The sequence below is a fragment of the Streptomyces sp. NPDC043878 genome (genome assembly GCF_056435735.1).
Map to the genome: position 1 here is coordinate 116,136 of NZ_JBWKDW010000014.1, position 26,812 is coordinate 142,947.

General features: G+C 72.4%; 19 protein-coding genes and 1 pseudogene. 13 read left to right on the forward strand and 7 right to left on the reverse strand.

Going from position 1 to position 26,812, the window contains the following annotated elements:
• Nucleotides 1-117 precede the first annotated feature (117 nt).
• Together AC07AZ_RS20715 and AC07AZ_RS20720 are read right to left on the reverse strand one after the other, a co-directional pair.
• Complete coding sequence (locus tag AC07AZ_RS20715) at nucleotides 118-1,725, reverse strand: NADH-ubiquinone oxidoreductase-F iron-sulfur binding region domain-containing protein (protein WP_478849751.1); 1,608 nt, start codon at nucleotides 1,723-1,725, stop codon at nucleotides 118-120.
• Nucleotides 1,722-2,945, reverse strand: a complete 1,224-nt coding sequence (locus tag AC07AZ_RS20720; RefSeq protein WP_478849753.1) for a ferric reductase-like transmembrane domain-containing protein — start codon at nucleotides 2,943-2,945, stop codon at nucleotides 1,722-1,724. Before AC07AZ_RS20720 ends, AC07AZ_RS20715 begins: the two co-directional genes overlap by 4 nt.
• Nucleotides 2,946-3,451: 506 nt before the next feature.
• Between AC07AZ_RS20720 and leuS the strand changes: the two genes are divergently transcribed.
• The 9 genes from leuS to AC07AZ_RS20765 all read left to right on the forward strand — a co-directional run bounded on the left by leuS (nucleotide 3,452) and on the right by AC07AZ_RS20765 (nucleotide 15,649).
• Nucleotides 3,452-6,331, forward strand: a complete 2,880-nt coding sequence (gene leuS, locus AC07AZ_RS20725; protein WP_478849755.1) for a leucine--tRNA ligase — start codon at nucleotides 3,452-3,454, stop codon at nucleotides 6,329-6,331.
• Nucleotides 6,332-6,471: 140 nt separating this feature from the next.
• A complete protein-coding gene (locus tag AC07AZ_RS20730) occupies nucleotides 6,472-7,206 on the forward strand; it encodes a hypothetical protein (RefSeq protein WP_478849757.1) in 735 nt (244 codons plus the stop codon).
• A gap of 72 nt (nucleotides 7,207-7,278) precedes the next feature.
• On the forward strand, nucleotides 7,279-8,124 hold the full coding sequence (locus AC07AZ_RS20735) for a DegV family protein (RefSeq protein ID WP_478849759.1): 846 nt from the start codon (nucleotides 7,279-7,281) through the stop codon (nucleotides 8,122-8,124).
• Nucleotides 8,125-8,854: 730 nt separating this feature from the next.
• A complete protein-coding gene (locus tag AC07AZ_RS20740; protein ID WP_478849938.1) occupies nucleotides 8,855-9,790 on the forward strand; it encodes a ComEA family DNA-binding protein in 936 nt (311 codons plus the stop codon).
• Complete coding sequence (locus AC07AZ_RS20745) at nucleotides 9,787-12,483, forward strand: ComEC/Rec2 family competence protein (protein WP_478849761.1); 2,697 nt, start codon at nucleotides 9,787-9,789, stop codon at nucleotides 12,481-12,483. The genes AC07AZ_RS20740 and AC07AZ_RS20745 overlap by 4 nt, the downstream gene beginning before the upstream one ends.
• A gap of 4 nt (nucleotides 12,484-12,487) precedes the next feature.
• Nucleotides 12,488-13,321 (forward strand): arylamine N-acetyltransferase family protein, encoded by an 834-nt coding sequence (locus AC07AZ_RS20750; RefSeq protein ID WP_478849763.1) that lies wholly within the window; start codon nucleotides 12,488-12,490, stop codon nucleotides 13,319-13,321.
• A 294-nt stretch (nucleotides 13,322-13,615) separates the two neighbouring features.
• On the forward strand, nucleotides 13,616-13,861 hold the full coding sequence (locus AC07AZ_RS20755) for a hypothetical protein (RefSeq protein WP_478849765.1): 246 nt from the start codon (nucleotides 13,616-13,618) through the stop codon (nucleotides 13,859-13,861).
• Between the two features lie 254 nt (nucleotides 13,862-14,115).
• Nucleotides 14,116-15,105, forward strand: coding sequence for a DNA polymerase III subunit delta (gene holA, locus AC07AZ_RS20760; RefSeq protein ID WP_478849767.1), 990 nt, complete (start codon nucleotides 14,116-14,118; stop codon nucleotides 15,103-15,105).
• A 148-nt stretch (nucleotides 15,106-15,253) separates the two neighbouring features.
• Nucleotides 15,254-15,649: a nuclear transport factor 2 family protein gene (locus AC07AZ_RS20765; RefSeq protein ID WP_478849769.1), complete on the forward strand. Its 396-nt coding sequence runs from the start codon at nucleotides 15,254-15,256 to the stop codon at nucleotides 15,647-15,649.
• A gap of 387 nt (nucleotides 15,650-16,036) precedes the next feature.
• On the opposite strand, the gene rpsT is transcribed toward AC07AZ_RS20765, so the two are convergent.
• Nucleotides 16,037-16,303: a 30S ribosomal protein S20 gene (gene rpsT / locus AC07AZ_RS20770; protein WP_371671591.1), complete on the reverse strand. Its 267-nt coding sequence runs from the start codon at nucleotides 16,301-16,303 to the stop codon at nucleotides 16,037-16,039.
• Between the two features lie 265 nt (nucleotides 16,304-16,568).
• On the opposite strand from rpsT, the gene lepA reads away from it, so the two are divergent.
• Nucleotides 16,569-18,437, forward strand: a complete 1,869-nt coding sequence (lepA, locus tag AC07AZ_RS20775; RefSeq protein ID WP_478849772.1) for a translation elongation factor 4 — start codon at nucleotides 16,569-16,571, stop codon at nucleotides 18,435-18,437.
• A 257-nt stretch (nucleotides 18,438-18,694) separates the two neighbouring features.
• Nucleotides 18,695-20,569, forward strand: a complete 1,875-nt coding sequence (locus AC07AZ_RS20780) for an AMP-dependent synthetase/ligase (protein ID WP_478849774.1) — start codon at nucleotides 18,695-18,697, stop codon at nucleotides 20,567-20,569.
• A 57-nt stretch (nucleotides 20,570-20,626) separates the two neighbouring features.
• On the opposite strand, the pseudogene AC07AZ_RS20785 reads toward AC07AZ_RS20780, so the two are convergent.
• Together AC07AZ_RS20785 and AC07AZ_RS20790 are read right to left on the reverse strand one after the other, a co-directional pair.
• Nucleotides 20,627-20,833, reverse strand: a pseudogene (locus tag AC07AZ_RS20785) (response regulator); the annotation flags it as partial.
• A 315-nt stretch (nucleotides 20,834-21,148) separates the two neighbouring features.
• Nucleotides 21,149-21,343, reverse strand: a complete 195-nt coding sequence (locus tag AC07AZ_RS20790; RefSeq protein WP_478849776.1) for a hypothetical protein — start codon at nucleotides 21,341-21,343, stop codon at nucleotides 21,149-21,151.
• A gap of 106 nt (nucleotides 21,344-21,449) precedes the next feature.
• Between AC07AZ_RS20790 and AC07AZ_RS20795 the strand changes: the two genes are divergently transcribed.
• Together AC07AZ_RS20795 and hemW are read left to right on the forward strand one after the other, a co-directional pair.
• Complete coding sequence (locus AC07AZ_RS20795; protein WP_478849778.1) at nucleotides 21,450-23,309, forward strand: SpoIIE family protein phosphatase; 1,860 nt, start codon at nucleotides 21,450-21,452, stop codon at nucleotides 23,307-23,309.
• A gap of 468 nt (nucleotides 23,310-23,777) precedes the next feature.
• Nucleotides 23,778-25,010, forward strand: a complete 1,233-nt coding sequence (gene hemW / locus AC07AZ_RS20800) for a radical SAM family heme chaperone HemW (RefSeq protein WP_478849780.1) — start codon at nucleotides 23,778-23,780, stop codon at nucleotides 25,008-25,010.
• Between the two features lie 40 nt (nucleotides 25,011-25,050).
• On the opposite strand, the gene AC07AZ_RS20805 is transcribed toward hemW, so the two are convergent.
• The gene (locus AC07AZ_RS20805; RefSeq protein ID WP_478849782.1) at nucleotides 25,051-25,914 is read right to left on the reverse strand and encodes a DUF3097 domain-containing protein; all 864 of its coding nucleotides are present in this window, start codon (nucleotides 25,912-25,914) and stop codon (nucleotides 25,051-25,053) included.
• Between the two features lie 33 nt (nucleotides 25,915-25,947).
• Complete coding sequence (locus AC07AZ_RS20810) at nucleotides 25,948-26,682, reverse strand: MBL fold metallo-hydrolase (RefSeq protein WP_478849784.1); 735 nt, start codon at nucleotides 26,680-26,682, stop codon at nucleotides 25,948-25,950.
• Between the last annotated feature and the right edge of the window lie 130 nt (nucleotides 26,683-26,812).

Consider the following 26,812-nt stretch of genomic DNA (forward strand, 5'->3'; position numbering starts at 1 on the left):
ACCACGCCCTGGGACACCCCCTCAACCACACATAATCCCAACCCCCCACCCCCCACACCCCCCCCCCCCCCCGCGGCGGCGCCCCCCCCCCCCCCCCCCCCCCCCCCGCGCGCGTGGTCAGCGGCCCAGTGCGCGGCGGCCGCGGCCCTGGGAGAGCACCGGGAGGTTGCGGGACGGCGCCTGCGCGCGCGTGTCCTCCTCCAGGCGCAGGGCGAGCGCCGGGCAGCGGCGCACCGCCCGCAGTGCCTTCGCCTCCGCGTACTGCGGGACCTTCGCCTGTGCCACCGTCGGGAAGCCGTCGGCGCCGAGCTGGAAGACCTCCGGGAGGATGTCCGCGCACAGGCCGTGACCGCGGCACAGGGTCCAGTCGACGAAGATCTTCTGGCGGCTGCCACCGTCGTCCGCCGCGACGCCGCTCGTGATGCCCGCCGGGGCCATCCCGGCCTCGAAGAGCGGCAGCACGCCCTCCACGGGCCGTCCGCAGCCGTTGCCGAGGACGTGCGCGGCGAGGTCGTCGGTGAACGCCTTGATGGTCGACTCCAGGAACATCGCGGAGCCGTCCGGGTGCGAGCACGCACCGCGCCGCTTGACGTTCTTGGCGACCTGCTTGAGGGCCTCCAGGGCGGCCGGGCCGCCCCCGTTGATGATGTCCTCCATGCCGCGCGCGGCGGCCGGCAGACCGAGGTAGCAGGGACCGCACTGGCCCGCGCTCTCATCCGCCAGCCACTGCGCCACCCGCAGGGACTCGCCCAGCGGGCACGTCTCCTGGCTGATCGGCAGGATCGCCCCCGCGCCGAGGGACCCGCCCACCGCGTCCAGGGAGTTGCGGGAGACGACCGCCTCGTTGACCGTCGCCGCGTCGATCCACTTGCCGTGGTAGCCGCCCGTCAGCACGCCCTGCGGCACCGGCGGGGCGCCGGCCAGCTGCAGGACGTATCGCAGCGGGACGCCCGTGGGCACCTCGATGACCATCGGGCGGGGCACGGCGCCCGAGACCGTCAGCATGACGGTGCCGGGCTCGTCGTACAGGCCGGTGTTGCCGTAGCGCTCCGGGCCGATGCGGGCGGCGATGGCCAGCTGGGCGAAGGTCTCCGCGTTGGACAGCAGCGTGGGCGCGCCGCCCACGCCGTTCTGCGAGGCGCTGACCTTGCGGCCGGGCGGGATCGCGGGGCCGCCGTCGATGGAGCGGATCAGCGACGCGGCGGCGCCGGTGACCATCCGGATCGGGTTGCGCTGGACACTGGCGCGCAGCGCCGACCGGCGCCCGTTGCTCAGGCCGCGCTCGGCGAGCGCGGCCTCCATGGAGCGCTGGGTCGATTCACGGGTGACCCCCACCACGAGCGTGCGGGCACCCAGCGCCTCAGCGACCAGCAGTGCGCCGTCCAGGATGAGGTGCGGCGCACGGTTGATCAGCACCGTGTCCTTGCGGCAGGCCGGTTCGTCCTCACTGCCGTTGACGACGACGACCGGCCGTACACCGCGCTTGATCGCCGCCTCGGCGACCGAGCGCAGCTTTTTGTGGAAGGGGAAGCCCGCGCCGCCGCGGCCCTTCAGGTTGATGTTCTCGGCGAGCTTCGCGAGCTGTTCGCCGCCCAGGGGCTCGAGCGGCCCGTGCACCTTGAGGTGCATGGGCAGATCGAGCCTTTCGACAAGGTCGAAACCCGACGTGAGCTGTGGAAGCCCGACCACGCGGACTTCTGGGACGTCGGGCAGGGCCTCGTTCACTTAAAGCCTCCGGAAGGCGTGTTCCAAGGTTCGCCCGAGCCCGGCGCGTCGAAGTCGTAGGAAGCACCGGGCAGCGTTTCAGTGGCGGGACCGCTGTTGTACGTGTCGTTCGGGTTATACGTGCCATAGGCACTGTTCGACTCACCCGTGTCGTACATGTCACTCGTCCCGTACCCGACGGTGCCCGAACTGCCATAGGTCGGGATGTTGTATCCGGTGTCCTGCAGGGGGTCGTAGGCCGACGGCGGCGCCTCGCCCACGGGCGGCGGCGACGGGATCGGCCAGCTGCCGGAGGTGCTGCCGCCGCCGTCCATGCGGGGGATCGCCTCCGTGGGCTGCATGTCCATCGGCACGTTCATGCGCGCGGTCTGGTCTGCGGCGTAGGGCTGCTGGGGGCGCTGCGGGGTCGAGACGGTCCGGTAGGCGGCCGCGAAGCCGTTGGGCTCCGGGGCCGGAGCGGGCGCCGCCGGCGGGTCGAAGCGGGACCCGGCGCCGCGCGACTGCCTGTCACGCCGGCTGTCGAAGCCGGAGAGCGTGGACTCCGCCATCCTGGCCCGGCTCGCCTCCAGTCCCTCACGGCCCGGCCGTTCCTCGGGGCCGAGGACCGCGGCGATCCGGTCGGCGACCTGGCGCTTGATCGGCCGGGGCGCCGCGCGCAGGGCGAGGGCCGCGGTGACCCCGAGCAGGGACAGGCCGTAGAGGATGACGAAGATCGGCTTCGCCGCGCGACCCGCGTAGAGCCCGTGGATGAGCGCGGCGCACCAGGCCGGATAGGCCAGCATGTGCATCGCCCGCCAGCGGGCCGCCACCGGGGCCGGCGAGGCGAACTTGCTGCGCAGCGCACCGGTGATACCGACGAAGATCATGAGCAGGCCGGCCAGGGAGCCGAGCCCGATGAGGCCGGCGCTTCCGGTGACGCCCAGGGAGAAGGGGAGTACCGCGGCGATCAGCTGGGTGTGATCGAGCGCGATCTTGGTGGTGATGTGCAGCAGCAGGAACGCGATCGAGGCGACCGCGGTCGTCCGGTGCACCGCCTGGCCGATGATCCGCTGACGTGTGTTCAGGAAGATCCGGTCCTGGGCGACGAGGCCCCAGATCACCGAGCAACTGAGCGACACCAGCGACAGGACGCCCGCGCCGAAGTTGAGGAAGTCACGGAACCTGTCACCTCCTACCAGCACCATCACGGGTATCAGGAGCAGGACGACAGCCGACGCCATCCCGTAGGCCGACCGGCCTGTACGGGGAAGCGAGCTGTTACTACGACGATCGTTCATGGGGGCAACTCCGAGCAGTTCGGGAAAGCGGTCCCGTTGCCGCACTCTAAGTGGCGCCATACCGGTGGGTACGAGGTTTGAGTTATTGCGTTGTTATCAAACGACCACGATGTCGTCGTGATGTCCTTTAGCGGCCGTTACGCGAAGTAACTTTTGGCCTTGTTCAGTTGTTGTGCGTGATGACGACGCGACCCAGGGGGTCGCCGCGCGGGCGGCACCCGGTGCCAAGAAGGCATACGTAAGCGCGTCGCGGCGTGCTCAACGCCTGCGGTACCCTAACGCCATGCGTGCCGTACGCCTTCTGCTTAGCGAGCCGCGCTGATCAGTCCCGACCGCCGGACAGCCGGCTGGTGTGGAATCGGCGCGGCGTCCCCTCCTGTGCGAGGGGATTTTTCGTTTCTTGGATGTCGCAGCCGCCGGCAGAGACGATCGATGGAGCTTTGAGGATCATGAGCGAGACGAACCCCGCTGCCGCCTCCGATGCGGTCGCGCCGCACCGCTACACGGCCGCCATGGCGGCCGAGGTCGAGGCACGCTGGCAGGACTTCTGGGACGCCGAGGGCACCTACGCGGCCCCCAATCCCACGGGTGACCTCGCGGGCGACCCGGCGCTGGTCGCCAGGCCCAAGAAGTTCATCATGGACATGTTCCCCTATCCGTCCGGTGCCGGACTGCACGTCGGCCACCCCCTGGGGTACATCGCCACCGACGTCTACGCCCGGTTCCAGCGGATGACCGGCCACAACGTCCTGCACACCCTGGGCTTCGACGCCTTCGGCCTGCCCGCCGAGCAGCACGCCGTGCAGACCGGAGAGCACCCCCGGATCACCACCGAGGCGGCCATCAACAACATGAAGTCCCAGCTGCGCAGGCTGGGCCTGGGCCACGACAAGCGCCGGTCGTTCGCGACGATCGATCCGGACTACTACAAGTGGACCCAGTGGATCTTCCTGCAGATCTTCAACTCCTGGTACGACGACGAGGCGGACAAGGCCCGCCCCATTGCCGAGCTGGTCGCCCGCTTCGAGAGCGGTGAACGCGCCGTACCGGGCACCACGCGCGCGTGGAGCGAGCTGAGCGCCGTCGAGCGCGCCGACGTCCTGAGCGAGTACCGCCTGGCCTACGCCTCCGACGCGCCCGTCAACTGGTGCCCCGGGCTGGGTACCGTGCTGGCCAACGAGGAGGTCACCTCCGAGGGGCGCTCCGAGCGCGGCAACTTCCCCGTCTTCAAGGCCAAGCTGCGCCAGTGGAACATGCGGATCACGGCCTACGCCGACCGCCTGCTGAACGACCTGGACGCACTGGACTGGCCCGAGGCCATCAAGCTGCAGCAGCGCAACTGGATCGGCCGCTCCGAGGGCGCCCGCGTCGACTTCCCGGTCGACGGCGAGCACATCACCGTCTTCACCACCCGCCAGGACACCCTGTTCGGCGCGACCTACATGGTGCTGGCCCCCGAGCACCCGCTCGTCGAGAAGTTCACCCCGGACTCCTGGCCCGAGGGCACACACCAGGTGTGGACCGGCGGCCACGCGACCCCTGCCGAGGCCGTCGCCGCCTACCGCGCGCAGGCCGCCGCCAAGTCCGACGTCGAGCGGCAGGCCGAGGCCAAGGACAAGACCGGCGTCTTCACCGGCGTGTTCGCGACCAACCCGGTCACCGGCGAGCGGATCCCCGTCTTCATCGCCGACTACGTGCTCATGGGCTACGGCACCGGCGCGATCATGGCCGTCCCCGCCCACGACACGCGCGACTTCGCCTTCGCGCGCGCCTTCGAACTGCCGATCCGCTGTGTCGTCGAGCCGACCGACGGCCGCGGCACCGACACCTCCACGTGGGACGACGCCTTCGTGTCCTACGACGCGAAGATCGTCAACTCCTCCCAGGACGCCGTCTCCCTGGACGGTCTGGGAGTCGTCGAGGCCAAGGCGCGCATCACCGACTGGCTGGCGCGCGAGGGCATCGGCGAAGGCACCGTCAACTTCCGTCTGCGGGACTGGCTGTTCAGCCGCCAGCGCTACTGGGGCGAACCCTTCCCGATCGTCTACGACGAGGACGGCGTCGCCCACTCCCTGCCGGAGTCGATGCTGCCGCTGGAGCTGCCGGAGGTCGAGGACTACTCGCCGCGCACCTTCGACCCGGACGACGCGGACACCTCCCCGGAGACCCCGCTGTCCCGCAACGAGGACTGGGTCGACGTCACCCTGGACCTGGGCGACGGCCGCGGTCCGCGCAGGTACCGCCGCGAGACCAACACCATGCCCAACTGGGCCGGTTCCTGCTGGTACGAGCTGCGCTACCTGGACCCGCACAACGACCGCGAGCTGGTCGACCCGGAGATCGAGCGCTACTGGATGGGTCCGCGCGAGGGCCAGCCGCACGGCGGCGTCGACCTGTACGTCGGCGGCGCCGAGCACGCCGTACTGCACCTGCTGTACGCGCGCTTCTGGTCCAAGGTCCTGTTCGACCTGGGCCACGTCTCCTCGGTCGAGCCGTTCCACAAGCTGTTCAACCAGGGCATGATCCAGGCCTTCGTCTACCGCGACAGCAGGGGCATCGCGGTGCCGGCCGCCGAGGTGGAGGAGCGCGACGGCGCCTACTACCACCAGGGCGAGAAGGTCTCCCGGCTGCTGGGCAAGATGGGCAAGTCCCTGAAGAACGCGGTCACTCCGGACGAGATCGCCGCCGAGTACGGCGCCGACACGCTGCGCCTGTACGAGATGGCGATGGGCCCCCTGGACGTGTCGCGGCCGTGGGACACGCGCGCGGTGGTGGGCCAGTTCCGGCTGCTGCAGCGACTGTGGCGCAACATCGTCGACGAGGCGAGTGGCGAGGTCACCGTCGTCGACGCCGAGGCCGACGAGGAGACGCTGCGTGCCCTGCACAAGGCGATCGACGGCGTGCGCCAGGACCTGGAAGGGCTGCGCTTCAACACCGCCATCGCCAAGATCACCGAGCTGAACAACCACCTGACGAAGACCGCCGGCCCGGTGCCGCGTTCCGTCGCCGAGGACCTGGTGCTGCTGGTCGCGCCGCTGGCCCCGCACATCGCCGAGGAGCTGTGGCGCAAGCTGGGCCACACCGACTCGGTCGTCCACCGGGACTTCCCGGTCGCCGACCCGGCGTACGTCGTGGACGAGACCGTCACCTGCGTGGTCCAGGTCAAGGGCAAGGTCAAGGCGCGCCTGGAGGTCTCCCCGTCCATCTCCGACGTGGAGCTGGAGAAGGTCGCGCTGGCCGACGAGAAGGTCGTGGCCGCGCTGGACGGCGCGGGCATCCGCAAGGTGATCGTGCGGGCGCCGAAGCTGGTGAACATCGTCACCGCGTAGGGGCCACGGAGCCGCGGGTGCGGCTCGGGGTAGTCCCCTACGGGCAGGTTCGGGGTTTTTCTGGAACTCCGCGCCTGCCCTTTGCGTTTACCGTTGAGAAGTGGCGCGCCGCGCGCCGTGACCGGCCGAGGAGGAGCGTCATGGAAGCAGTGATCACCATCGTCGCCCTGCTCTTCGTGCTCTGCCTGGTGCTCGGCGCCTACGCCACGGTGAAGGTGGTCGGAGCCGCCAAGCGGGGCGTGGACCGCACGATCACCCAGGCCCGCCGCACGGTCGAGGACCACACGCTGCGTGCCAAGTCCTTCGCGCAGCCCGGACCGGCCGGCGAGATAGCCCAGCTGCGGCTGAAGCTGCGCACCTCGATGCGCGCGACCCAGGACACCCTGCTGGCGGGCGTGGCCGAGGACGGGACGCTGAAGGAGTCCCTCGGCCTGTTCGAGCGGCTCAGCGCGCACGGCCACGAACTCGACGGCGAACTGAAGCGCATGGAGTCCGAGCCCGACCGGGCGACACTGGCCGCGCGGCTGCCCTCCCTGCGCGAGCGCGCCGAACGGCTCACCCACTCCGCGGACTCCCTGCGCTGGGCGGCCCGCGACCGCGCCCACCGCTTCGCGAACGACGACCTGGACTCGCTCAGCGCGCAGATCGACGTCGAGTCCGGCGCCCTGCGGCACTGGACGACGCCCGAGCCGCCGCCCCAGGCCGCCCCCTGGCCCCAGGCCCCCGCCACCGATCGCACCACGGTCCACCAGACCTGGCCGGAGACGCCCCGATCACCCGCGGCCGAGGAACCGACGCCGCCCGCCATCACCCCGCCGGCCGGCCGGCCGGCGTACCCGTGGCAGAAGAAACCCCGTCCTGAGAGCACCACTTGATCCGGACACGGCCGTCCCGGCTCAGCGGGGCCGGGCTGCCACCCGGGCGCTACGCCAGGTAACCTCCAGCTCATGTCCCGCCATGTCGCGATCGTCACCGATTCAACGGCCTACCTGCCGCCACGGATGATGCAGCGCCACGGCATCACCGCGGTGCCCCTGACCGTCGTCCTCGGCGACCAGGCGCTCGAAGAGGGCACCGAGATCTCGACCCGTTCGCTGGCCCAGGCGCTCCAGAAACGCCGGTCGGTCACCACCTCCCGCCCCAGCCCCCGGCACTTCGCGGAGACCTACCGCAAGGTCGCCGAGTCCGGCGCCACCGGCATCGTCTCCCTGCACCTGTCCGCGGAACTCTCCGGCACCTACGACGCCGCGGTCGTCGCCGCCCGCGAGGCGTCCGTGCCGGTGCGCGTGGTGGACACCGGAATGGTCGCGATGGCGCTCGGATTCTGCGCGCTGGCCGCCGCGGAGACGGCGGGAGCGGGCGGCACGGTGGACGAGGCCGTCACAGCCGCGGAGAAACGGGCCGCGGGGACGGCGGCCTACTTCTACGTCGACACCCTCGACTATCTGCGCCGCGGCGGCCGGATCGGTGCGGCGCAGGCCCTCCTCGGCTCCGCCCTCGCGGTGAAGCCCCTGCTGCAGTTGGGCGGCGGACGTATCGAACTCCTGGAGAAGGTGCGGACGGCGTCCAAGGCGATCGCCCGTCTGGAGGAGATCGTGGCCGACCGGGCGGGCAGTGCCCCCGTCGACATCGCCGTCCACCACTTGGCGGCGCCCGACCGTGCCTCGGCTCTGGCGGACCGCCTGCGAGCCCGGGTGCCGGGACTCGCCGAGCTGCACGTGAGCGAGGTGGGTGCGGTGATCGGGGCGCACACGGGTCCCGGCCTGCTGGGAGTTGTGGTCTCGTCTCGCTGACGGGGTGTGGCCTGACGTGCCCGGCCCGGGTGTGGCGGGTGCCCGGGGGTGACCGAGGGGACGGGCTGGTTCCGTCGGCGGGTTGTCGGCGTGCGGGCAGGACGCATGACTCGTGCGGGTGACGGACTTATCCACAAGTGGGCGGTCGTCCACCGATTTTATCCAAGATCATCGCGGGGTCGCCGAGGTGATCGATCCTCGTCGCATGGCACTTCGATCACGTTCACGCACAGCGACCGTAAGCAGTGGCCCCGGACGCGGCCCGACCTCCGACGGCCGCACCCGGCACCGCCGGCCGGCCGGCCGCACCAGGACCCGCCACGGGCACGCGTCGGCGGAGGAACTCCGCCGACGTGCGGAGACACTCTTCGGCGAGCGGGCCGGAGCCGTGGAACATGCCCCCGGTCGGGGTGATTTGGCCGATCGGGGTGACCGAAGTGATCAGGACGACGGAGGCGATCAGGCTGACCGAGCCGGTCGCAGTGATCGAGCCGGTCGAGGTGATCGAGGTGGTCGGGGTGATCGCGGCGCGGAGTGGCCGGAGTCCGGGAACAGGTCGCCTGGCGGGGGAGAGGCGTCGGACCAGGACGAGTTGAGCGCTCGTGGCGACGATGGGGACATCGAGTCGACTGCGCGTCATCCGGGTGTGGCCTTGAAGGCGGATGCGAGCGCGGATTCGCACCCGTCGCAAGCCCTGTACACCTCCCGGACCTCGCGCTCCGCGTATGACCTGTACGCCAACGGCCCGTACGGCGGCGTGGCCGCAGTCGGTGCGGACGGTGACGGATCGGACGGACCCGGTGCCTCACGTGGCTCGGACGGCTCGCACGGTCCATACGACTCGCCCAGTCCGTACGGCTGGGGTTGTCGGGACAGTCCGGACGCGTCAAGTGGCTTTCTACCAACGGAGGTTCACGAGGGGGTGGCGGGTGACGGGCGAGGTCCCTGGGCGCGGGTAGGGCCCGCGCTGCGGGATCGGCTGCCCGTGTGGCTGCAGGTGAGGTGTGCACTGGAACGGCGGAGCGTGGTCGCGCTGACCGTACTGCTTGTGGTCTCCGCGGCCTTCGCCGTCCAGCACTTCTGGACGGGGCGGACCCAGTCCGTCCGGGCGCCCGAGGTGGTGCGGGCGGTCGCCCCCTACTCCGAACGACGGCAGGGCAAGGAGGCGGATCCCGCTGGTTCGGCCGGCGCGTCGAACGCCACGGGTACGGCCGGGCCCGAGATCGTCGTGGACGTCAGCGGCAAGGTCCGAGATCCCGGGATTCACCGCCTGCCGACCGGTTCGCGTGTCGCCGACGCGTTGCGCGCGGCCGGCGGTGTCCGCCCCGGCACCGACACCGACGGCCTCAACCGCGCGCGCTTCCTCGTGGACGGCGAGCAGGTGGTCGTCGGCCGCCCCGCACCTCCCCAGGGTCCGGCGCCGGGCGGAGCCCAGGTCGGCGGCATGCCCGGTGCGGCGGGAGCGGCACCGGCGGCACCCGTCTCCCTCAACACAGCCACGGTGGAGCAGCTCGACACCCTGCCGGGCGTCGGCCCCGTGCTGGCCCAGCACATCATCGACTACCGCACCCAGCACGGTGGTTTCCGCTCGGTGGGCGAGTTGCGTCAGGTCAACGGCATCGGCGACCGCCGCTTCGCCGACCTGCGCGAACTCGTACAGCCATGAGCCCCGGCTCCGGCCTCCGCCCCGACGGCCGACAGCAGACGCCGGCCCGCCGAGAGCGAGCCGCCGCACATCGACACCCGACCAGGCGGCGGGTCCGGTCCACGGAGCGACCTCACCCGGCCGTGCCCGGCCGTCCCGAAGGGCACGCCGCCGATCTCCCTCAGGGAGCCGCCCACCCCCGACAGGAAGGACCGACGGATCTACGACTCGTACCCCCGGCGCTCGCCGCGTGGGCGACGGCCGCACTGCTGGTGGTCGCCTCGCCGGAGTGGACCATCGGCGTCGTGGCCGCCTGCCTGGTCACAGCCGGCGCGCTGCTCATGAAACGGCGGCGCGGCGAGGGCGGCTCCCCCGGCCCACGGCCGAACGCGCCTTCCCTCCGGTGCCTTCGGTTCGGCCGGTTGGTCAGGTCCCGCCGGTCCCTCCGTTCCGGGCGCGTCACCTGGCCCCGCGTCTCCGTCGCCGCCCTGCTTCTCTGTGTCGCCGCGGCTGCCGCCTCCGCCGGTCTGCACGGGGCCGACCTTCGGCGGGGGCCCATCCCGGCGCTGGCACGGCAGAACGCCACCGTGGTCGCGGAGATCGAGACCAGCTCCGATCCCCGCCTCACCCGGCCTCGGATCACCGGCGATCACGCGGCCCCCACGTCGGTGCTGATCAACGCCGAGGTCCGACGCGTCGAGAACGCGGACGGGACGGGCACCGTGACGCGCACACCGGTGCTGGTGCTCGTCGACGCGGGCACGGTGCGCGGGGGGCGCTCGCCTTGGCTGGAGCTGCTGCCGTCGACGCGGCTCAGCGTGACCGCGCGGCTGGCGCCCCCGATGGTCGGCGGAGACCGGATCGCGGCCGTGTTGCGGGTGCGGGGCCGGACGGCACCGGACGTGGTGGGGCAGCCGTCCGCACCGCAGCGGTTCGCGGGCCGGCTCCGCGCCGGGCTGCGGGAGGCGACCGACGGGCTGCCGGCGGACGCACGGGCGCTGCTGCCGGGACTGGTGGTGGGGGACACCTCGCGGATCACCCCCGAGCTGGACGCGGCCTTCCGGGCGACGGATCTCACGCACACACTGGCCGTGTCCGGCAGCAACCTCACCATCCTGCTCGCCCTGCTCATCGGACCGCCCGGCCTGGCCCAGCTCGTGGAGCGCCGTGGTCTCGCGCCGCGTCTCGGCCTTCCGCTGCGGACGACCGCGCTGCTCGGCGGGACACTGACGCTCGCCTTTGTCGTCGTGTGCAGACCGGACCCGAGTGTGCTGCGGGCCGCGGCCTGCGGAGCCGTCGCGTTGCTCGCGCTCGCGACCGGACGCCGCCGGTCCCTGATCCCGGCCCTGGCGACGGCCGTCCTGCTGCTGGTGTTGTACGACCCGTGGCTGAGCCGCAGTTACGGGTTCCTGCTCTCGGTGCTGGCCACCGGCGCCCTGCTCACGATCGCGCCTCGCTGGAGTGCGGGGCTGCGGCGGCACCGGGTTCCGCCCCGACTGGCCGAGGCGCTGGCGGCGGCCGCTGCCGCGCAGGCCCTGTGCGCGCCGGTGGTCGCGGTGCTGTCGGCGCGGGTGAGCCTGGTGGCGGTGCCGTGCAATCTGCTGGCGGAGTTCGCGGTCGCGCCGGCCACCGTGCTGGGCTTCGCCGCGCTGGCCGCAGCGCCGGTGACGATGCCGGTGGCCAAAACACTGGCCTGGTGCGCGAGTTGGCCCACCGGGTGGATCGCCGGCATCGCCCGGACCGGGGCCGCGCTGCCGGGCGGAGGAGTGGACTGGCCGGGCAGCTGGGCCGGGGCGCTGCTGCTGGCGCTCGTCACGGCGGTGGTCGTGCTCGCCGGCCGGAGGCTGCTGGGACACCCCTGGCTGTGCGCGGCCTGCGGGGTGCTGCTCCTGCTCGCGATCGTGCAGCCACCACCGTTGACCAGGGTGATCACGGGTTGGCCTCCGCCGGGCTGGCGGTTCGCCGTGTGCGATGTGGGACAGGGCGACGCGACCGTGCTGTCGGCGGGGGACGGCGTCGGGGTCGTGGTGGACGCCGGACCCGATCCGGAGCCGGTGGACCACTGTCTGCGCGCGCTCGGCGTCACCAGGATTCCGTTGGTCGTGCTGACACATTTTCACGCCGATCACGTGGCGGGCCTTCCGGGTGTGCTGCGTGGACGCGCGGTCGGCGCGATCGAGACGACCGGGTTCGAGGAACCCGCGGACCAGGTGGCGTTCGTGCGTCGGGCGGCGGCCGCCCGGGGGATTCCCGTGACGCCGGCCGCGGCCGGGGAGCGACGGCGCACCGGCTCGCTGTCCTGGGAGGTGCTGTGGCCGCCGGTGCGGCCGGCAGCGGAACCCGACGGGCCGAACGACGCCAGCGTCGCGCTGCTCGCCCGGTCGGCGGGGTTGCGGTTCCTGCTCCTGGGGGACCTCGAACCATCGGCCCAGCAGGACCTGTTGAGGTCCCCGGAGGGTGCGCGGCTGGCCGGCGTGGACGTGCTCAAGGTGGCCCACCACGGGTCGGCCTACCAGGACCCGGACCTCATACGCCGGGTGGCGCCGCGGCTGGCGCTGATCTCCTGCGGGACCGGCAACCCGTACGGGCACCCGGCTCCCAGTACGGTCGCGGCGCTGCGGGCCGGGGGTGCGGCGGTGCTGCGGACGGACCGGGACGGGGCGCTGGCGGTCACCGGTGGGGTCGGCGGGGAGGTGCGGGTGGCGAGAGACTGAGGTCATGGATTCCGCACAGGTCGATGCCTATCTCCGCCGCCTGGGTGCCGAGCGCCCGGCGCGGCCCACCGACGACGCCCTGCGTGAGCTGCACCTGCGCCATCTGCGGGCCGTGCCCTTCGAGAACCTGTCCGTCCACCTCGGGGAGGAGATCGTGCTGAGCGAGGAGCGGCTGCTGGAGAAGCTGGTCAACGCGCGGCGGGGCGGGTTCTGCTACGAACTGAACGGCGCGTTCGGGGCGTTGCTGGCCGCGCTCGGTTTCGAGGTCGTGCTGCTCGCGGCGCGGGTGTACGGGGACCAGGGGCGGCCGGGCATCCCTTACGACCATCTCGCGCTGCGGGTGCGGACGGTGGACGGCGGCGAGTGGCTGGCCGACGTCGGGTTCGGGGCGCACAGCCACTACCCGCTGGAGTTCTCCGAGCGGGGGGACCAGGTGGACCCCGGTGGTGTGTTCCGGATCGGCGGGGCGAAGCCGGACGCGGCTGGGGCGCGGGGCGGGTCCGAGGAGGTGGCGGCGGTCGACCTGGACGTGGCACTGGGCGGCAGGGCGCAGTACCGCCTGGAGACACGGCCGCGGGTGCTGGAGGACTTCGTCGCCGGGGCCTGGTGGCACAGCACCTCGCCGAAGTCGCACTTCATGCGGTCGCTCGTGTGCTCGCGGGTCACCGAGGACGGCGGCAGGATCACGCTCAGCGGCCGCAGGCTGACGGTGACGGCCGCCGACGGGACGCGTGTGGTAGGCGAGCCGGCCACGGACGAGGAGGTCCTCGCGGTGTACCGGGACCGGTTCGGCATCACCCTCGACCGGGTCCCGGTGGTGCGCCCGGCCGGCACCTGAGTCCCCCCGCCCGCCGCCGCACACTGCCGTCAGCCGTCAGCCGTCAGCCGTCAGCCGTCAGCCGTCAGCCGCCAGCCGTCAGCCGTCAGCCGTCAGCCGTCAGCCGCCAGCCGTCAGCCGCCAGCCGCCAGCCGTCAGCCGTCAGCCGTCAGCCGTCAGCCGCCAGCCACCCGCCGCCCGCCACCCGGGCTGCACGGCGCACCGTCACCGTCGGCCCTCTCGCCGGCCTGCCGACCGGCCCTCTCGCCACGCGCCGGCGGACGGCCGGCCTTGCGGACACCGGACAATGGTTCCGTGAGCGATGTGAGACATGTGCTGGTGCTGCCCGACCGGGATGCGGCGGAGGAGGCGGCCGAGGCGCTCGGGGAGCGGTTCCGGCTCAGTGAGGAGCCGCAGCTCGTCCGGGACGCGCTGGCCGGTGAGGACGACGCCGAGGACGCGCAGTGGCTTCTTGTGCTGCGGGACGAGGAGGAGCGGTTGGACTTGCGCGAACTGGAGGAGTTCGTGGGGGAGTGGGACGGCTGGCGCGAGGAGCCGTGACCCCGCGGGCCGACAAGGGGGCGACCTGCGGCGGGACATGACGGGAGCGGGCGGCCTGCGGCGTGCCCAAGACGGGACTGGGCAGCCTGCGGCGGGCCCGGCGGGAGTGGGAGGCGCGGTCCGGGTCGCTACGGGGCAGGCGGCCCCGGGCCGGCCATGGCCGGCCCCCGGCTGTGTCAGTCAGTGGCAGAGCCACCACCACCGGAACCCGCTTCCGGGTATCAGTGTCAGTGGCGCGTGCGATGCTTGTCGCGATGGCCAGGAACACTGCGAATGACAGTCCGCTCGCCCCGGTGACCCTTGCCGTGGGCCAGGAGGATCTTCTGCTCGACCGTGCCGTGCGGGAGGTGGTGGCCGCCGCCAGGGCAGCCGACGCAGACACGGACGTACGTGATCTGAACCCGGAGCAGTTGCAGCCCGGAACCCTCGCCGAGCTGACGAGTCCCTCGCTTTTCGCGGAGCGCAAGGTCGTCGTCGTACGCAATGCGCAGGATCTGTCGGCCGACACGATCAAGGACGTGAAGGCGTATCTCGGGGCGCCCGCCGAGGAGATCACGCTCGTGCTGCTGCACGCGGGTGCGGCCAAGGGCAAGGGGCTGCTGGACGCGGCGCGGAAGGCCGGGGCGCGTGAGGTGGCATGCCCGAAGATGACCAAGCCGGCGGACCGGCTGGCCTTCACCCGGGGTGAGTTCCGCACGCTGGGGCGCTCCGCCACCCCCGAGGCGTGCCAGGCGCTGGTGGACTCGATCGGGAGCGACCTGCGGGAGCTGGCCTCGGCGGTCGCGCAGCTGGTCGCGGATGTCGAGGGGACGATCGACGAAGCGGTCGTCGGGCGGTACTACACCGGGCGGGCCGAGGCCTCCAGCTTCACGGTCGCCGACCGGGCCGTGGAAGGGCGGGCGGCGGAGGCGCTGGAGGCGCTGCGGTGGTCGCTGGCGACGGGGGTGGCGCCGGTGCTGATCACCAGTGCGCTGGCGCAGGGGGTGCGCGCGATCGGCAAGCTGTCGTCGGCCCGCGGTGGCCGGCCGGCCGACCTCGCGCGTGAGCTCGGGATGCCGCCGTGGAAGATCGACCGGGTGCGCCAGCAGATGCGGGGCTGGACGCCGGACGGTGTCGCCGCCGCGATGCTGGCCGTGGCCGAGGCGGACGCGGGGGTCAAGGGCGGCGGGGACGACCCGGAGTACGCCCTGGAGAAGGCCGTCGTGGCGATCGCCCGGGCGGCGCGGTCGCGCGGGCGGGCCTAGCGGGGACCTGCACAGCAGGTGCCCGGCCGCGAGGAGCGCCCGCGGGGCGGGTACCGATGCCGGTGCTGCCCTCGCCCCGACCTTGTTCGGAGAGGACAATCGGCACTGTCAGCCGGATCGCCTACGCAATGGAGAGGTGGCGGTTGGAATGGCTGAACACCCGCACGCAGCGCTCGTCCGCAAGGGCTATGAGGCCTTCTCGCGTGGGGACATGGACACCCTGCGCGGGCTGATGACGGCGGACGCCACCCATCATGTGCCCGGCAGTCACCCTTTGTCGGGGGACTTCAAGGGGCAGGACGCGATGATCGACATGTACGGCCGGCTCTTCTCGGAGACGGGAGGGACCCTGCGCGTGGACGTGCGTTCCGTGCTCGTGGACGGCCGGGGTCACGCGGTGGCAGTGCACCGCTTCACCGCCGAGCGCCAGGGCAGGCACATGGACGAGACGGGCTGCATCGTCTTCCGGATCGTCGGAGACAAGATCAGCGACCTCGACGAGTGCGTCGAGAACATCGACCGGAGCAACGAATTCTGGTCGTGACGTCACGAAGCCGTCCGGTATGAAGCCGTCGGACCGCGGACCCGTCGGGGGACGGATCCGCGAGGCGACGGCCCCATCGGGCTGCGAACCCGCGAGGTCACGGCCCCCTCGGGTCACGGCTCCCTCGGGCCACGAGCCCGTCTGGCCACAACCCGTGCGCGGCCATCAAGCCGCGCGTCCACGAGACCCACCGGTCGTACACGAGGCCGAACGCCGAAGGCCCCGGTGCCCGCCCTGGGGAAGGGTGGGCACCGGGGCCTCGGTTCAAGAGGGTGGATCCGCGCCCGCGTGGCGAACGCAGGCCGCGCGCGGATACCGGGGTGCCGGACGGGAGCGGATGAGAGGGCCCGCTCGATTCCCTCCGGCGATCAGATCAAGAGATGAGTGTCAGCCCTTGAGGGACGCGGCCTTGGCGGCCAGTGCCGACTTCTTGTTGGCGGCCTGGTTCTTGTGGATGACGCCCTTGGAGACGGCCTTGTCGAGCTGACGCGCGGCAGCGCGCTGGTACTCGGTGGCCTTCTCGACGTCACCCGCGGCAGCGGCCTCGCGGGCCTTGCGGATCGCGGTCTTCAGGGAGGACTTCACGGCCTTGTTGCGCAGCCGCGCCTTCTCGTTGGTCTTGATCCGCTTGATCTGGGACTTGATGTTCGCCACGAATGAGCCTCTACAGGTTCTGGCACGGGGCCGCACGGGTCCCGCACCGGTGAATTTCTTGGGTTGTGTCTCCTGCTGAGAGGGCATGAGACACAGCCACCCAGAGTAGCAGTGGCCTGTCGGGCAGCCCAAACCGGCCGGGGACCGCCGCCCCTCGCGGGAAGGGATCGGGGCAAATCCGCCTCCGCCCTCCACCCGTGGGACCATGGAGTCTACGTATCGATCCGACCCGAGGCACAAGGCGCCTCAAGAGACAGGACCCTGCGTGCCCGCGACCCCTAACAATGTGCCCGAGCCGAGCCGTACCGCCCCGGCTCTGGTCCGCAATTTCTGCATCATCGCGCACATCGACCACGGCAAGTCCACGCTCGCCGACCGCATGCTCCAGCTGACCGGCGTGGTCGATCAGCGGCAGATGCGTGCCCAGTACCTCGACCGGATGGACATCGAGCGCGAGCGTGGCATCACGATCAAGTCCCAGGCCGTGCGTCTGCCCTGGGCCCCGACCCACGATCCGGGCAACACGCACATCCTGAACATGATCGACACCCCGGGGCACGTCGACTTCACCTATGAGGTCTCACGGTCCCTCGCCGCCTGCGAGGGCACCGTCCTCCTCGTCGACGCCGCCCAGGGCATCGAGGCCCAGACCCTCGCCAACCTCTACCTGGCGATGGAGAACGACCTCAAGATCATCCCCGTACTGAACAAGATCGACCTGCCCGCCGCGCAGCCGGAGAAGTTCTCCGAGGAGCTCGCCAACCTGATCGGCTGCGACCCCGAGGACGTGCTGAGGGTCTCCGCGAAGACCGGGCTCGGCGTCGAGGCGCTGCTCGACAAGGTGGTCGCGGAGGTGCCCGCCCCGGTCGGCGTCCAGGACGCCCCGGCCCGCGCGATGATCTTCGACTCGGTCTACGACTCCTACCGGGGCGTGGTCACCTACGTCCGGGTCATCGACGGGCAGCTCAACAGGCGCGAGCGCATCCGGATGATGTCCACGAACGCCACGCACGAGCTGCTGGAGATCGGGACCAACTCGCCGGAGATGCTCCCGGCCGACGGTCTCGGCGTCGGTGAGGTCGGCTACATCATCACCGGGGTGAAGGACGTGCGGCAGTCGAAGGTCGGTGACACGATCACCAGCCTCCACAACGGCGCGACCGAGGCCCTCGGCGGGTACAAGGACCCCAAGCCGATGGTGTTCTCGGGTCTGTACCCCCTCGACGGCTCCGACTACCCGGAGCTGCGCGACGCCCTCGACAAGCTCCAGCTCAACGACGCGGCGCTGGTCTACGAGCCGGAGACCTCCGCCGCCCTCGGCTTCGGTTTCCGCGTGGGCTTCCTCGGGCTGCTGCACCTGGACGTGATCCGGGAGCGTCTGGAGCGCGAGTTCGGGCTCGACCTGATCGCGACCGCGCCCAACGTGGTCTACCGCGTGGTGATGGAGGACGGCACCGAGCACACCGTCACCAACCCGAGCGAGTTCCCCGAGGGCAAGATCAACGAGGTGTACGAGCCGGTGGTGCGCGCCACGATCCTGGCGCCCTCCGAGTTCATCGGTTCGATCATGGAGCTGTGCCAGACCCGGCGCGGCACCCTGCTCGGCATGGACTACCTGTCCGAGGACCGGGTGGAGATCCGCTACACCCTTCCGCTCGCGGAGATCGTCTTCGACTTCTTCGACCAGCTGAAGTCGAAGACCCGCGGGTACGCCTCCCTGGACTACGAGCCCACCGGTGAGCAGACCTCCGCCCTGGTCAAGGTCGACATCCTGCTGCACGGCGACAAGGTGGACGCCTTCTCCGCGGTCACGCACAAGGACGCGGCGTACGCGTACGGTGTGCGGCTGGTCGCCAAGCTGCGCGAGCTCATCCCGCGGCAGGCCTTCGAGGTGCCGATCCAGGCGGCCATCGGCTCCCGGGTCATCGCCCGCGAGACGATCCGCGCCATCCGCAAGGACGTCCTCGCCAAGTGCTACGGCGGTGACATCTCCCGGAAGCGGAAGCTGCTGGAGAAGCAGAAGGAAGGCAAGAAGCGGATGAAGATGGTGGGTTCCGTGGAGGTTCCGCAGGAGGCCTTCATCGCGGTGCTCAGCAGCGATGACAACGCGGGGTCGGGCAAGGGCAAGAAGTAGGCGCGGGTAACTGCGGGTAACTGCGGGTGACCGTGTCCTGCCCGGCCAAATCCGCCGCAACGGGGGCTCGTCGTGCGAAAGTGCGACGGGCCCCTACGCGTGCGTAGCGTCGCTCTCTGTAGGAAGTGACAGGCCGCGGCCTCTTACGAACCGGCCGGTCGGGCTCTACCCTGATCTCTGCTCGATAGTTACTCGCGAGTTAAACAGCAGCCGCAACTGAGCCAAGCCGCACCGCCGCGGGCGCCCCGGAGGATGTCGTGAGCGACACACAGACCCTGATCGACAACCGCCCGCCGACCGTGGCGGCCCTCTTCCTGGAGCGCGTGGCGGCGACACCGGACGCGGAGGCGTACCGCTACCCCGTGCCGCCGGCCTCCGGCCAGGGACCGGACGACTGGAAGTCGCTGAGCTGGGGTCAGGCCGCCGAGCGGGTCTACGCCATCGCGGCCGGCCTGATCGAGCTGGGTGTGCGGTCGGAGCAGCGCGTCGCGCTCGCCTCCTCCACCCGGGTCGAGTGGATCCTCGCCGACCTCGGCATCCTGTGTGCCGGAGCGGCCACCACCACGGTCTACCCGCAGACCAACGCCGACGAGTCCGCCTTCATCCTCGCCGACTCCGACAGCCGGGTGCTGATCGCCGAGGACGCGGCCCAGCTCGCCAAGGCGCGCGAGAAGCGCGGCGAGCTGCCCGACCTCACGCACGTCGTGGTCATCGACCCGGCCGGCGTCGAGACCGGCGACTGGGTGCTCACGCTCGCCGAACTGGAGCAGCGCGGCGCCGCGTACCTGGAGAAGAACCCCGACCTGATCAAGGAGCGGGTCGGCGCGATCACCAGGGACCAGCTCGCGACGCTGATCTACACCTCCGGCACCACCGGCCGCCCCAAGGGCGTCCGCCTGCCGCACGACAACTGGTCGTACATGGCCAAGGCGACCGCCGCGACCGGGCTGATCAGCGCCGACGACGTGCAGTACCTGTGGCTGCCGCTCGCGCACGTCTTCGGCAAGGTGCTCACCTCCGGCCAGATCGAGGTCGGACACGTCACCGCCGTCGACGGCCGCGTGGACAAGATCATCGAGAACCTGCCGGTCGTCGAGCCGACGTACATGGCGGCCGTGCCGCGCATCTTCGAGAAGGTCTACAACGGGGTCGCCGCCAAGGCCCGGGCCGGCGGCGGGGCCAAGTACAAGATCTTCCAGTGGGCCGCCGAGGTCGCCCGCGAGTACGCCAAGGTCACCCAGGACAACTTCCGGCGCACCGGCACGGCCTCGGCGCCGTTCGGCCTGAGCGCCCGGCACAGGGTCGCCGACGCCCTGGTGTTCTCCAAGATCCGCGAGGCGTTCGGCGGCAACCTGCGCGCCTGCGTCTCCGGCTCCGCCGCCCTCGCGCCCGAGATCGGCTACTTCTTCGCCGGCGCCGGCATCCACATCCTGGAGGGCTACGGCCTCACCGAGTCCTCCGCTGCCTCCTTCGTGAACCCGGGCGAGGCCTACCGCACCGGCACGGTCGGCAAGCCGCTGCCCGGCACCGAGGTGCGGATCGCGGACGACGGCGAGATCCTGCTGCGCGGCCCCGGCATCATGGAGGGCTACCACGGGCTGCCCGAGAAGACCGCCGAGGTGCTGGAGTCCGACGGCTGGTTCCACACCGGTGACATCGGCGAACTGTCACCCGACGGCTACCTGCGGATCACCGACCGCAAGAAGGACCTCATCAAGACGTCCGGCGGCAAGTACATCGCGCCCGCCGAGGTCGAGGGACAGTTCAAGGCGGTGTGCCCGTACGTCTCGAACATCCTGGTGCACGGCGCCGACCGGAACTTCTGCACCGCGCTCATCGCGCTCGACGAGCCGTCGATCCTCGACTGGGCCAAGGAGAACGGGCTGGCGGGCAGGTCCTACGCCGACGTCGTCGCCGCGCCCGCCACCGTCGCCCTCGTCGAGGGATACGTCAGGGAGCTCAACGAGGGTCTTCAGCGCTGGCAGACCATCAAGCAGTTCCGGCTGCTGCCGCGGGATCTCGATGTCGAGCACGGTGAGATCACGCCGAGCCTGAAGCTGAAGCGGCCGGTGGTCGAGCGGGAGTACAAGCACCTGATCGACGAGATGTACGCGGGCTCGCGGGAGGCCTGACCGTTCGCGGGGCGACGGACCACGCCGCCGCCCCGTCCCCCCGGGCCAGCCGGTGCGCCCGTCCATGCCGGGCCTGCGGACGTCGAGCGGGGTGACGGCGAACGGCCCGCGCAGCAGCGCCTTCATCGCCTCCTCGCCCGAACGGGCGCGCACGAGCGGCTCGTTGAGGGACCTCGGGACCGCCTCCAGCGCGATCAGGTTGTCCTCCATGTCGTCGGCCAGGGGGATGCCGGCGCGCTCGTCGGTCGTCGCCCCGGCGCTCATGGTGACGGTGCCTCATGCGGTCGGCGGCGGAAGCGCGGCCTCCGCCGCCGGCCCGGCGCCCCGGTGGTGTCTCACCGGATGCTCGAATATGAACGTCGTTGTGTCCGTCTTCGAGCACATGCGTAGCACTGTTCTCACTCATGGCTGCCCACTTCGGTAACTCGGCGCTTATGGGCGGGGTCGGTCTGTCACTCTGTCGCCATCGACCGAGGCGTATTAGTCCGAACCGTTCGGGGAGCTGTCCATGGGGGCCATTCCGGCGCAACGGGAGACCGCTTCCCGTGCCTCCGAGGTGCCCGGGGGCGAGACCCCGGATCACTCCGGCACGCCCGCGCGAGCCCCTGACGCGCCGGCGTCGGCGCCCGCGCCGGCGTCGAAACCCGCGCCCGCGTCCGCGTCCGCACCCGCGTCCGCGTCCGCTGCTTCCGAACTTCCGGCGTCCACCGAATCGTTCGCGTCCGCCGAATCGTTGGCGTCCAGCGAATTACCGGTGTCTGTCGAACTCTCCACGCGTGACCAACCGCGTGCCCAACCGCTTGCGCCCGCCGAACACTCACCCCCCGGGAAACCCCCGGCCCCCGACACACCCCCCGCCCGCGCCGAGGCGCATGCCGCGTTGCCCGGGAGTTCGGCCGCGCCGGGCTGTGCCCGGGCGCTCGTGCGGGACTCGCTCGCCGAGTGGCGCGAGCGCGGACTGCCCGGCACGCAGCACCTCACCGGCCGTCTCGCGGACGACGCCGTGGTGGCCGTCAGCGAACTCGTCACGAACGCCGTCGTGCACGCGGGCACCGACGTCGAGCTCGCCTGGCGGCTGGAGCCGGACACCGGCGCGCTCGTCGTGGAGGTGGCGGACCACCACCCCTCCCGCGCCCCGCGCGACGCCGACGCCGAGCCGCCGTACGAGACCCCGGAGTACGGGCGCGGGCTGCGGCTGGTGGCCGCGCTCGCCGAGTCCTGGGGTGTCACCTACCGCATCGGCGCCAAGACGGTGTGGGCGCGGCTGCCCGCCGAGGGCAGGACGGCGGGCGCAGCGAAGGTGGCGTATGTCGGGGAACGCGCACTCCAGCGCGGTCTGCGCGTCGCCGGCATCCTCGCGCCGGAACCATTGCGGGCCGAACAGGACCGGGAATGGCTCGACCGGGGCGCCCTGTCCTTCCTCGCCGAGGCATCCGACCTGCTCGCCGGGCAGCTCGACGAGAACCTGGTCGCCGCCCTCGCCGGACAGCTGATCGTGCCGCGTCTGGCCGACTGGTGCGCGGTGTGGATGGAGGACGAGGTCATGGGCCGGTGGGGATCGCCCGGTTCGGGCGAGACCGAGGGGGCGGGGGGCTGGGGCGAGGGCGGCGGGTTCGCGCCCGGGCCGCGGCTCGCCCGCGTCTGGCACGGCAGCGAGAACCGGATCGAGGAGCTGCGCCGGGCCCTGGAGAAGGACCCGCCGGGCCCGCCCGACGACCTGCGCTCCGGGCCGGTCCCCTTCCCGTGGCCCGGGGAGGCGCTCGGCCCGCACGGAACCCACGGCTCCGCGCTCGCCTACCGGCTCGTCGCCGGCGGCCGCCCGCTGGGCACCCTGGTCATCGGCCGGGCCGGTCTGCTGCGCTTCCCGGACGAGATCACCGGGCTGGTCGAGGACCTCGGCCGCCGGGTGGCGCTCGCCATCGGCGCGGCCCGCCAGTACGCCCGGCAGGCCACCATCAGTGCCGTACTGCAGCGCGGGCTGCTGCCCGGGGCGGTTGCGGAGATACCCGGGATGCGCAGCGCCCTGGTCTACGAGCCCTGCGACAAGGGCGGACCGAGCGGCGACTTCTACGACCTCTTCCCGGGCGGCGACGGCCGCTGGTGCTTCGTGCTCGGCGACGTCCAGGGCAAGGGCCCCGAGGCGGCGGTCGTCATCGGTCTGGCCCGGCCCTGGCTGCGGCTGCTGGCCCGGGAGGGCTACCGCGTCGCCGACGTCCTCGACCGCCTCAACCAGCTGCTTCTCGACGACGCGACGGAGGCCGCGGACGCGGCGGCCCGCGCGCTGGTGGCCGCGGGCGCCGGACCGGCCCTTCCCGGCGATGGTCCCCAGAACCGTTTCCTCTCCCTCCTCTACGGCGAGCTCGTCCCCTTCGACGGCGGGGTGCGCTGCACACTCGCCTCCGCCGGGCACCCGCTGCCGCTGCTGCTCGGGGCGGGCGGCGAGGTCTGCACGGCCGCCCGGCCGCAGACCCTCCTCGGGGTGGTCGAGGACGAGACGTACGTCAGCGAGACCTTCGTGCTGCGGCCCGGCGACAGCCTGCTGTGCGTGACCGACGGCGTGACGGAACGCCGCTCCGGCTCCCGCCAGTTCGACGACGGCGACGGCCTCGCGGCGGCGCTCACCGGCTGCGTGGGGCTGAGCGCCCAGCTGATCGCGGAGCGCATCAAGTGCCTCGTGCACGACTTCGGCACGGGCCCGCCGGAGGACGACCTCGCGCTCCTGGTCCTCCAGGCGGAGTGACGCGGCTTCTTCCCCGGCCCGCGCCCGTCCCTGGCCCCGCGCCCGCGCCGGACCCACGCCCCCGTCCCCGGTCCGCACCCGTCCCCGGCCCCCGCCCGTGCGCGTGGCGGCGGCCCGCGCGGCCGGCGCCGTCTCCGGCTCGGAGACCCGCCGGCCGCCCGCCGGACGACGTACGCACGCGGGTGCGGGTGGGTGCGGGTGGGTGCGGGTGGGTGCGGGTGGCCGGGCGGCGCCGGCCCCACGGCCTCGGGCACCTGTGGCAGTCGTACGGCAGCGAGACCATCCGCAGCCCGCAGCCCGCAGCCCGCAGCCCGCAGCCCGCAGCCCGCAGCCCGCAGCCCGCGCCAGCCGCCCACCCCCCGGCACCCCCATGCCAGCCCCCCACCCCCATGCCAGCCCCCGCACCCCCGCCAGCCCCACCGCCCCCGCCCCGACACGCCCGACCCCCCGGTGCTGGACAATGGGGTCATGCCTTCCGCTCTTCCCGACGGCGAGCCCGTTCCCGGCGACGGCGCGTTGCCCGCGTCCGCGCTCGCCGGGGCCGCCGACCGCCCCCTCGGGTTCTATCTGCACGTTCCGTACTGCGCGACCCGCTGCGGCTACTGCGACTTCAACACGTACACGGCGACCGAGCTGCGCGGCACCGGCGGGGTGCTCGCCTCCCGGGACAACTACGCGGACACGGTGATCGACGAGATCCGCCTGGCCCGCAAGGTCCTCGGCGACGACCCGCGCCCGGTCCGTACGGTCTTCGTCGGCGGCGGCACGCCCACCCTGCTGGCCGCGGGCGACCTCGTACGGATGCTGCGCTCGATCCGTGAGGAGTTCGGGCTGGCCGAGGACGCGGAGGTGACGACGGAGGCGAACCCGGAGTCGGTCGACCCGGCGTATCTCGCGGCCCTGCGGCACGGCGGCTTCAACCGGGTCTCCTTCGGCATGCAGAGCGCGCGGCGGCACGTCCTGAAGGTGCTGGACCGCACGCACACCCCGGGCCGCCCAGAGGCCTGTGTGGCGGAGGCCCGCGCCGCGGGCTTCGAGCATGTGAACCTCGACCTGATCTATGGCACCCCCGGTGAGTCCGACGACGACTGGCGGGCCTCGCTGGAGGCGGCGCTCGGTGCCGGTCCCGACCACGTCTCGGCGTACGCCCTGATCGTCGAGGAGGGTACCCAGCTGGCTCGCCGGATCCGCCGCGGCGAGGTGCCCATGACGGACGACGACGAGCACGCCGACCGCTACCTGATGGCCGACGAACTGCTGTCGGCGGCGGGCTACGACTGGTACGAGGTGTCGAACTGGGCGACCTCGGACGCGGGCCGCTGCCTGCACAACGAGCTCTACTGGCGGGGCGCCGACTGGTGGGGCGCGGGCCCCGGCGCGCACAGTCACGTGGGCGGAGTGCGCTGGTGGAACGTGAAGCATCCGGGGGCCTACGCGGCGGCGCTCGCGGCGGGGCGCTCACCGGGCGCCGGGCGGGAGGTCCTGTCCGCGGAGGACCGCCGGGTGGAGCGGATCCTGCTGGAGCTGCGGCTGCGGGAGGGCGTGCCGCTGTCGCTGCTGCGCGCGGCGGGGCTCGCCGCGGCGGGCCGGGCGCTGAACGACGGACTCCTGCAGCGGCGGCCGTACGACGACGGGGCCGCGGTGCTCACCCTGCGGGGACGGCTGCTGGCGGACGCGGTGGTCAGGGACCTGGTCGACTGACCCGCGCCGGGGTCGGCCCGGCAGGGCTCGCCGCCTCCGGTCAGGCGTCCGCCGTCACGAAGTCGATGAGCTCCTCGACCCGGCCCAGCAGCTCCGGCTCCAGGTCCCGGTAGGAGTGGACCCTCGACAGGATGTGCTGCCAGGCCGCGCCCGTGTTCTCGGGCCAGCCCAGCGCCCGGCACACGCCCGTCTTCCAGTCCTGGCCGCGCGGGACGCGGGGCCAGGCCGCGATGCCCAGGGCCGACGGCTTCACCGCCTCCCAGACGTCGATGTAGGGGTGGCCGACGACCAGCGCGTGGTCGCTGGTCACGGACGCGGCGATACGGGACTCCTTGCTGCCCGGCACCAGGTGGTCCACCAGGACACCCAGGCGGGCGTCGGGTCCCGGCGCGAACTCGGCCACGATGGCGGGCAGGTCGTCGACGCCCTCCAGGTACTCGACCACCACGCCCTCGATGCGCAGGTCGTCGCCCCACACCCGCTCGACCAGTTCGGCGTCGTGCCGGCCCTCGACGTAGATGCGGCCGGCGCGGGCCACGCGCGCGCGTGCGCCGGGGACGGCGACCGAACCGGACGCGGTGCGGGAGGGCCGTACCGGAGCCTGTCCGGCGGGCCGTACGAGCGTCACCGGGCGGCCCTCCAGCAGGAAGCCGCGCGGCTCCATGGGGAACACGCGGTGCTTGCCGAAGCGGTCCTCCAGGGTGACCGTGCCGGCCTCGCAGCGGACCACCGCGCCGCAGAAGCCGGTGCCCGGCTCCTCCACCACGAGACCCGGCTCCGCCGGCACCTCGGGCACGGGCTGGGGCTTCTTCCACGGCGGGGTCAGGTCCGGAGAGTACAGACGGCGCCGCGGGCCCGAAGGGCCCTCGTTGGAGGGGTGGTGGCGGGAGACGGGTGGGCGCATTCGGATGACGATAGGAGAAGCGCCCGGGTGGCCCTACGAGGGTCCCCGCGACACGCCGAAGCGGGCCGCCAGGGTGTCCCGCTGCGTCCGTACGAACGCCGCGTCCACGACGGCCCCGTGGCCCGGCACGTACAGCGCGTCCGCGCCGCCGAGGGCGAGTAGCCGGTCGAGGGCGGCGGGCCACCGCGACGGTACGGCGTCCGGGCCGGCCTGCGGCTCGCCGGACTCCTCGACCAGGTCGCCGCAGAACACCACCCGCGGGTCGCCCGGCACCACCACCGCCAGGTCGTGCGCGGTGTGGCCGGGACCCGCGTCCGCCAGCAGCGCCCGCCGGCCGCCCAGGTCGAGGGTCCGCTCACCGTGGACGAGCTGCCCGGGCGGGGTGAGCGCGGCCGCGGCCTCGCCCGCCGCCCGTTCGTCCAGCCCGTTGCGCACCGCGTCCGCGCGCATCTCCTCCCGCCCGGCCGCCCCGGTCACCGTGTCGAAGCCGGCCGCGCCGAACACCTCCGCGTCCGTGAACGCCGCCGCCCCGAAGACGTGGTCGAAGTGGGGGTGGGTGAGCGCGAGATGGGTCACATCCCGGCCCGCCAGCTCCTTGGCCCGCGCCCGCAGCAGCGCGCCCTCCGCGAGACGGGACCCGGCGTCCACCACGAGGACCGCGTCCGCCCCGACGACCAGCCCGGCCGTGCAGTCCCAGCCCGGCAGTCTGCGCCGCCCGACCCCGACTGCCAGCCACTCCCACCCGAGCTCTTCCCAAGTCACCGTCATACCGCGACGCTAGGCCGTGTCCGGCGATCGGCGCCGCCCGCCCGGCGGGAAACACCGGATTCGCTCCGGGCCGTGTCCGGCGGCTCTCGCGGGGCAGGTGACAGCGGTGGCCGGTCGTGCGCCGGGGTGC

Excerpts from the sequence above, each read along its gene's own strand:
- AC07AZ_RS20750 (WP_478849763.1), top strand. The coding sequence starts at position 12,488 with ATGGATTCCGCACAGGTCGATGCCTATCTCCGCCGCCTGGGTGCCGAG.
- holA (WP_478849767.1), top strand. The coding sequence starts at position 14,116 with ATGGCCAGGAACACTGCGAATGACAGTCCGCTCGCCCCGGTGACCCTT.
- AC07AZ_RS20805 (WP_478849782.1), bottom strand. The coding sequence starts at position 25,914 with ATGCGCCCACCCGTCTCCCGCCACCACCCCTCCAACGAGGGCCCTTCG.
- AC07AZ_RS20810 (WP_478849784.1), bottom strand. The coding sequence starts at position 26,682 with ATGACGGTGACTTGGGAAGAGCTCGGGTGGGAGTGGCTGGCAGTCGGG.
- AC07AZ_RS20735 (WP_478849759.1), top strand. The coding sequence starts at position 7,279 with ATGTCCCGCCATGTCGCGATCGTCACCGATTCAACGGCCTACCTGCCG.
- leuS (WP_478849755.1), top strand. The coding sequence starts at position 3,452 with ATGAGCGAGACGAACCCCGCTGCCGCCTCCGATGCGGTCGCGCCGCAC.
- AC07AZ_RS20730 (WP_478849757.1), top strand. The coding sequence starts at position 6,472 with ATGGAAGCAGTGATCACCATCGTCGCCCTGCTCTTCGTGCTCTGCCTG.
- AC07AZ_RS20765 (WP_478849769.1), top strand. The coding sequence starts at position 15,254 with ATGGCTGAACACCCGCACGCAGCGCTCGTCCGCAAGGGCTATGAGGCC.
- hemW (WP_478849780.1), top strand. The coding sequence starts at position 23,778 with ATGCCTTCCGCTCTTCCCGACGGCGAGCCCGTTCCCGGCGACGGCGCG.
- AC07AZ_RS20720 (WP_478849753.1), bottom strand. The coding sequence starts at position 2,945 with ATGGCGTCGGCTGTCGTCCTGCTCCTGATACCCGTGATGGTGCTGGTA.
- AC07AZ_RS20745 (WP_478849761.1), top strand. The coding sequence starts at position 9,787 with ATGAGCCCCGGCTCCGGCCTCCGCCCCGACGGCCGACAGCAGACGCCG.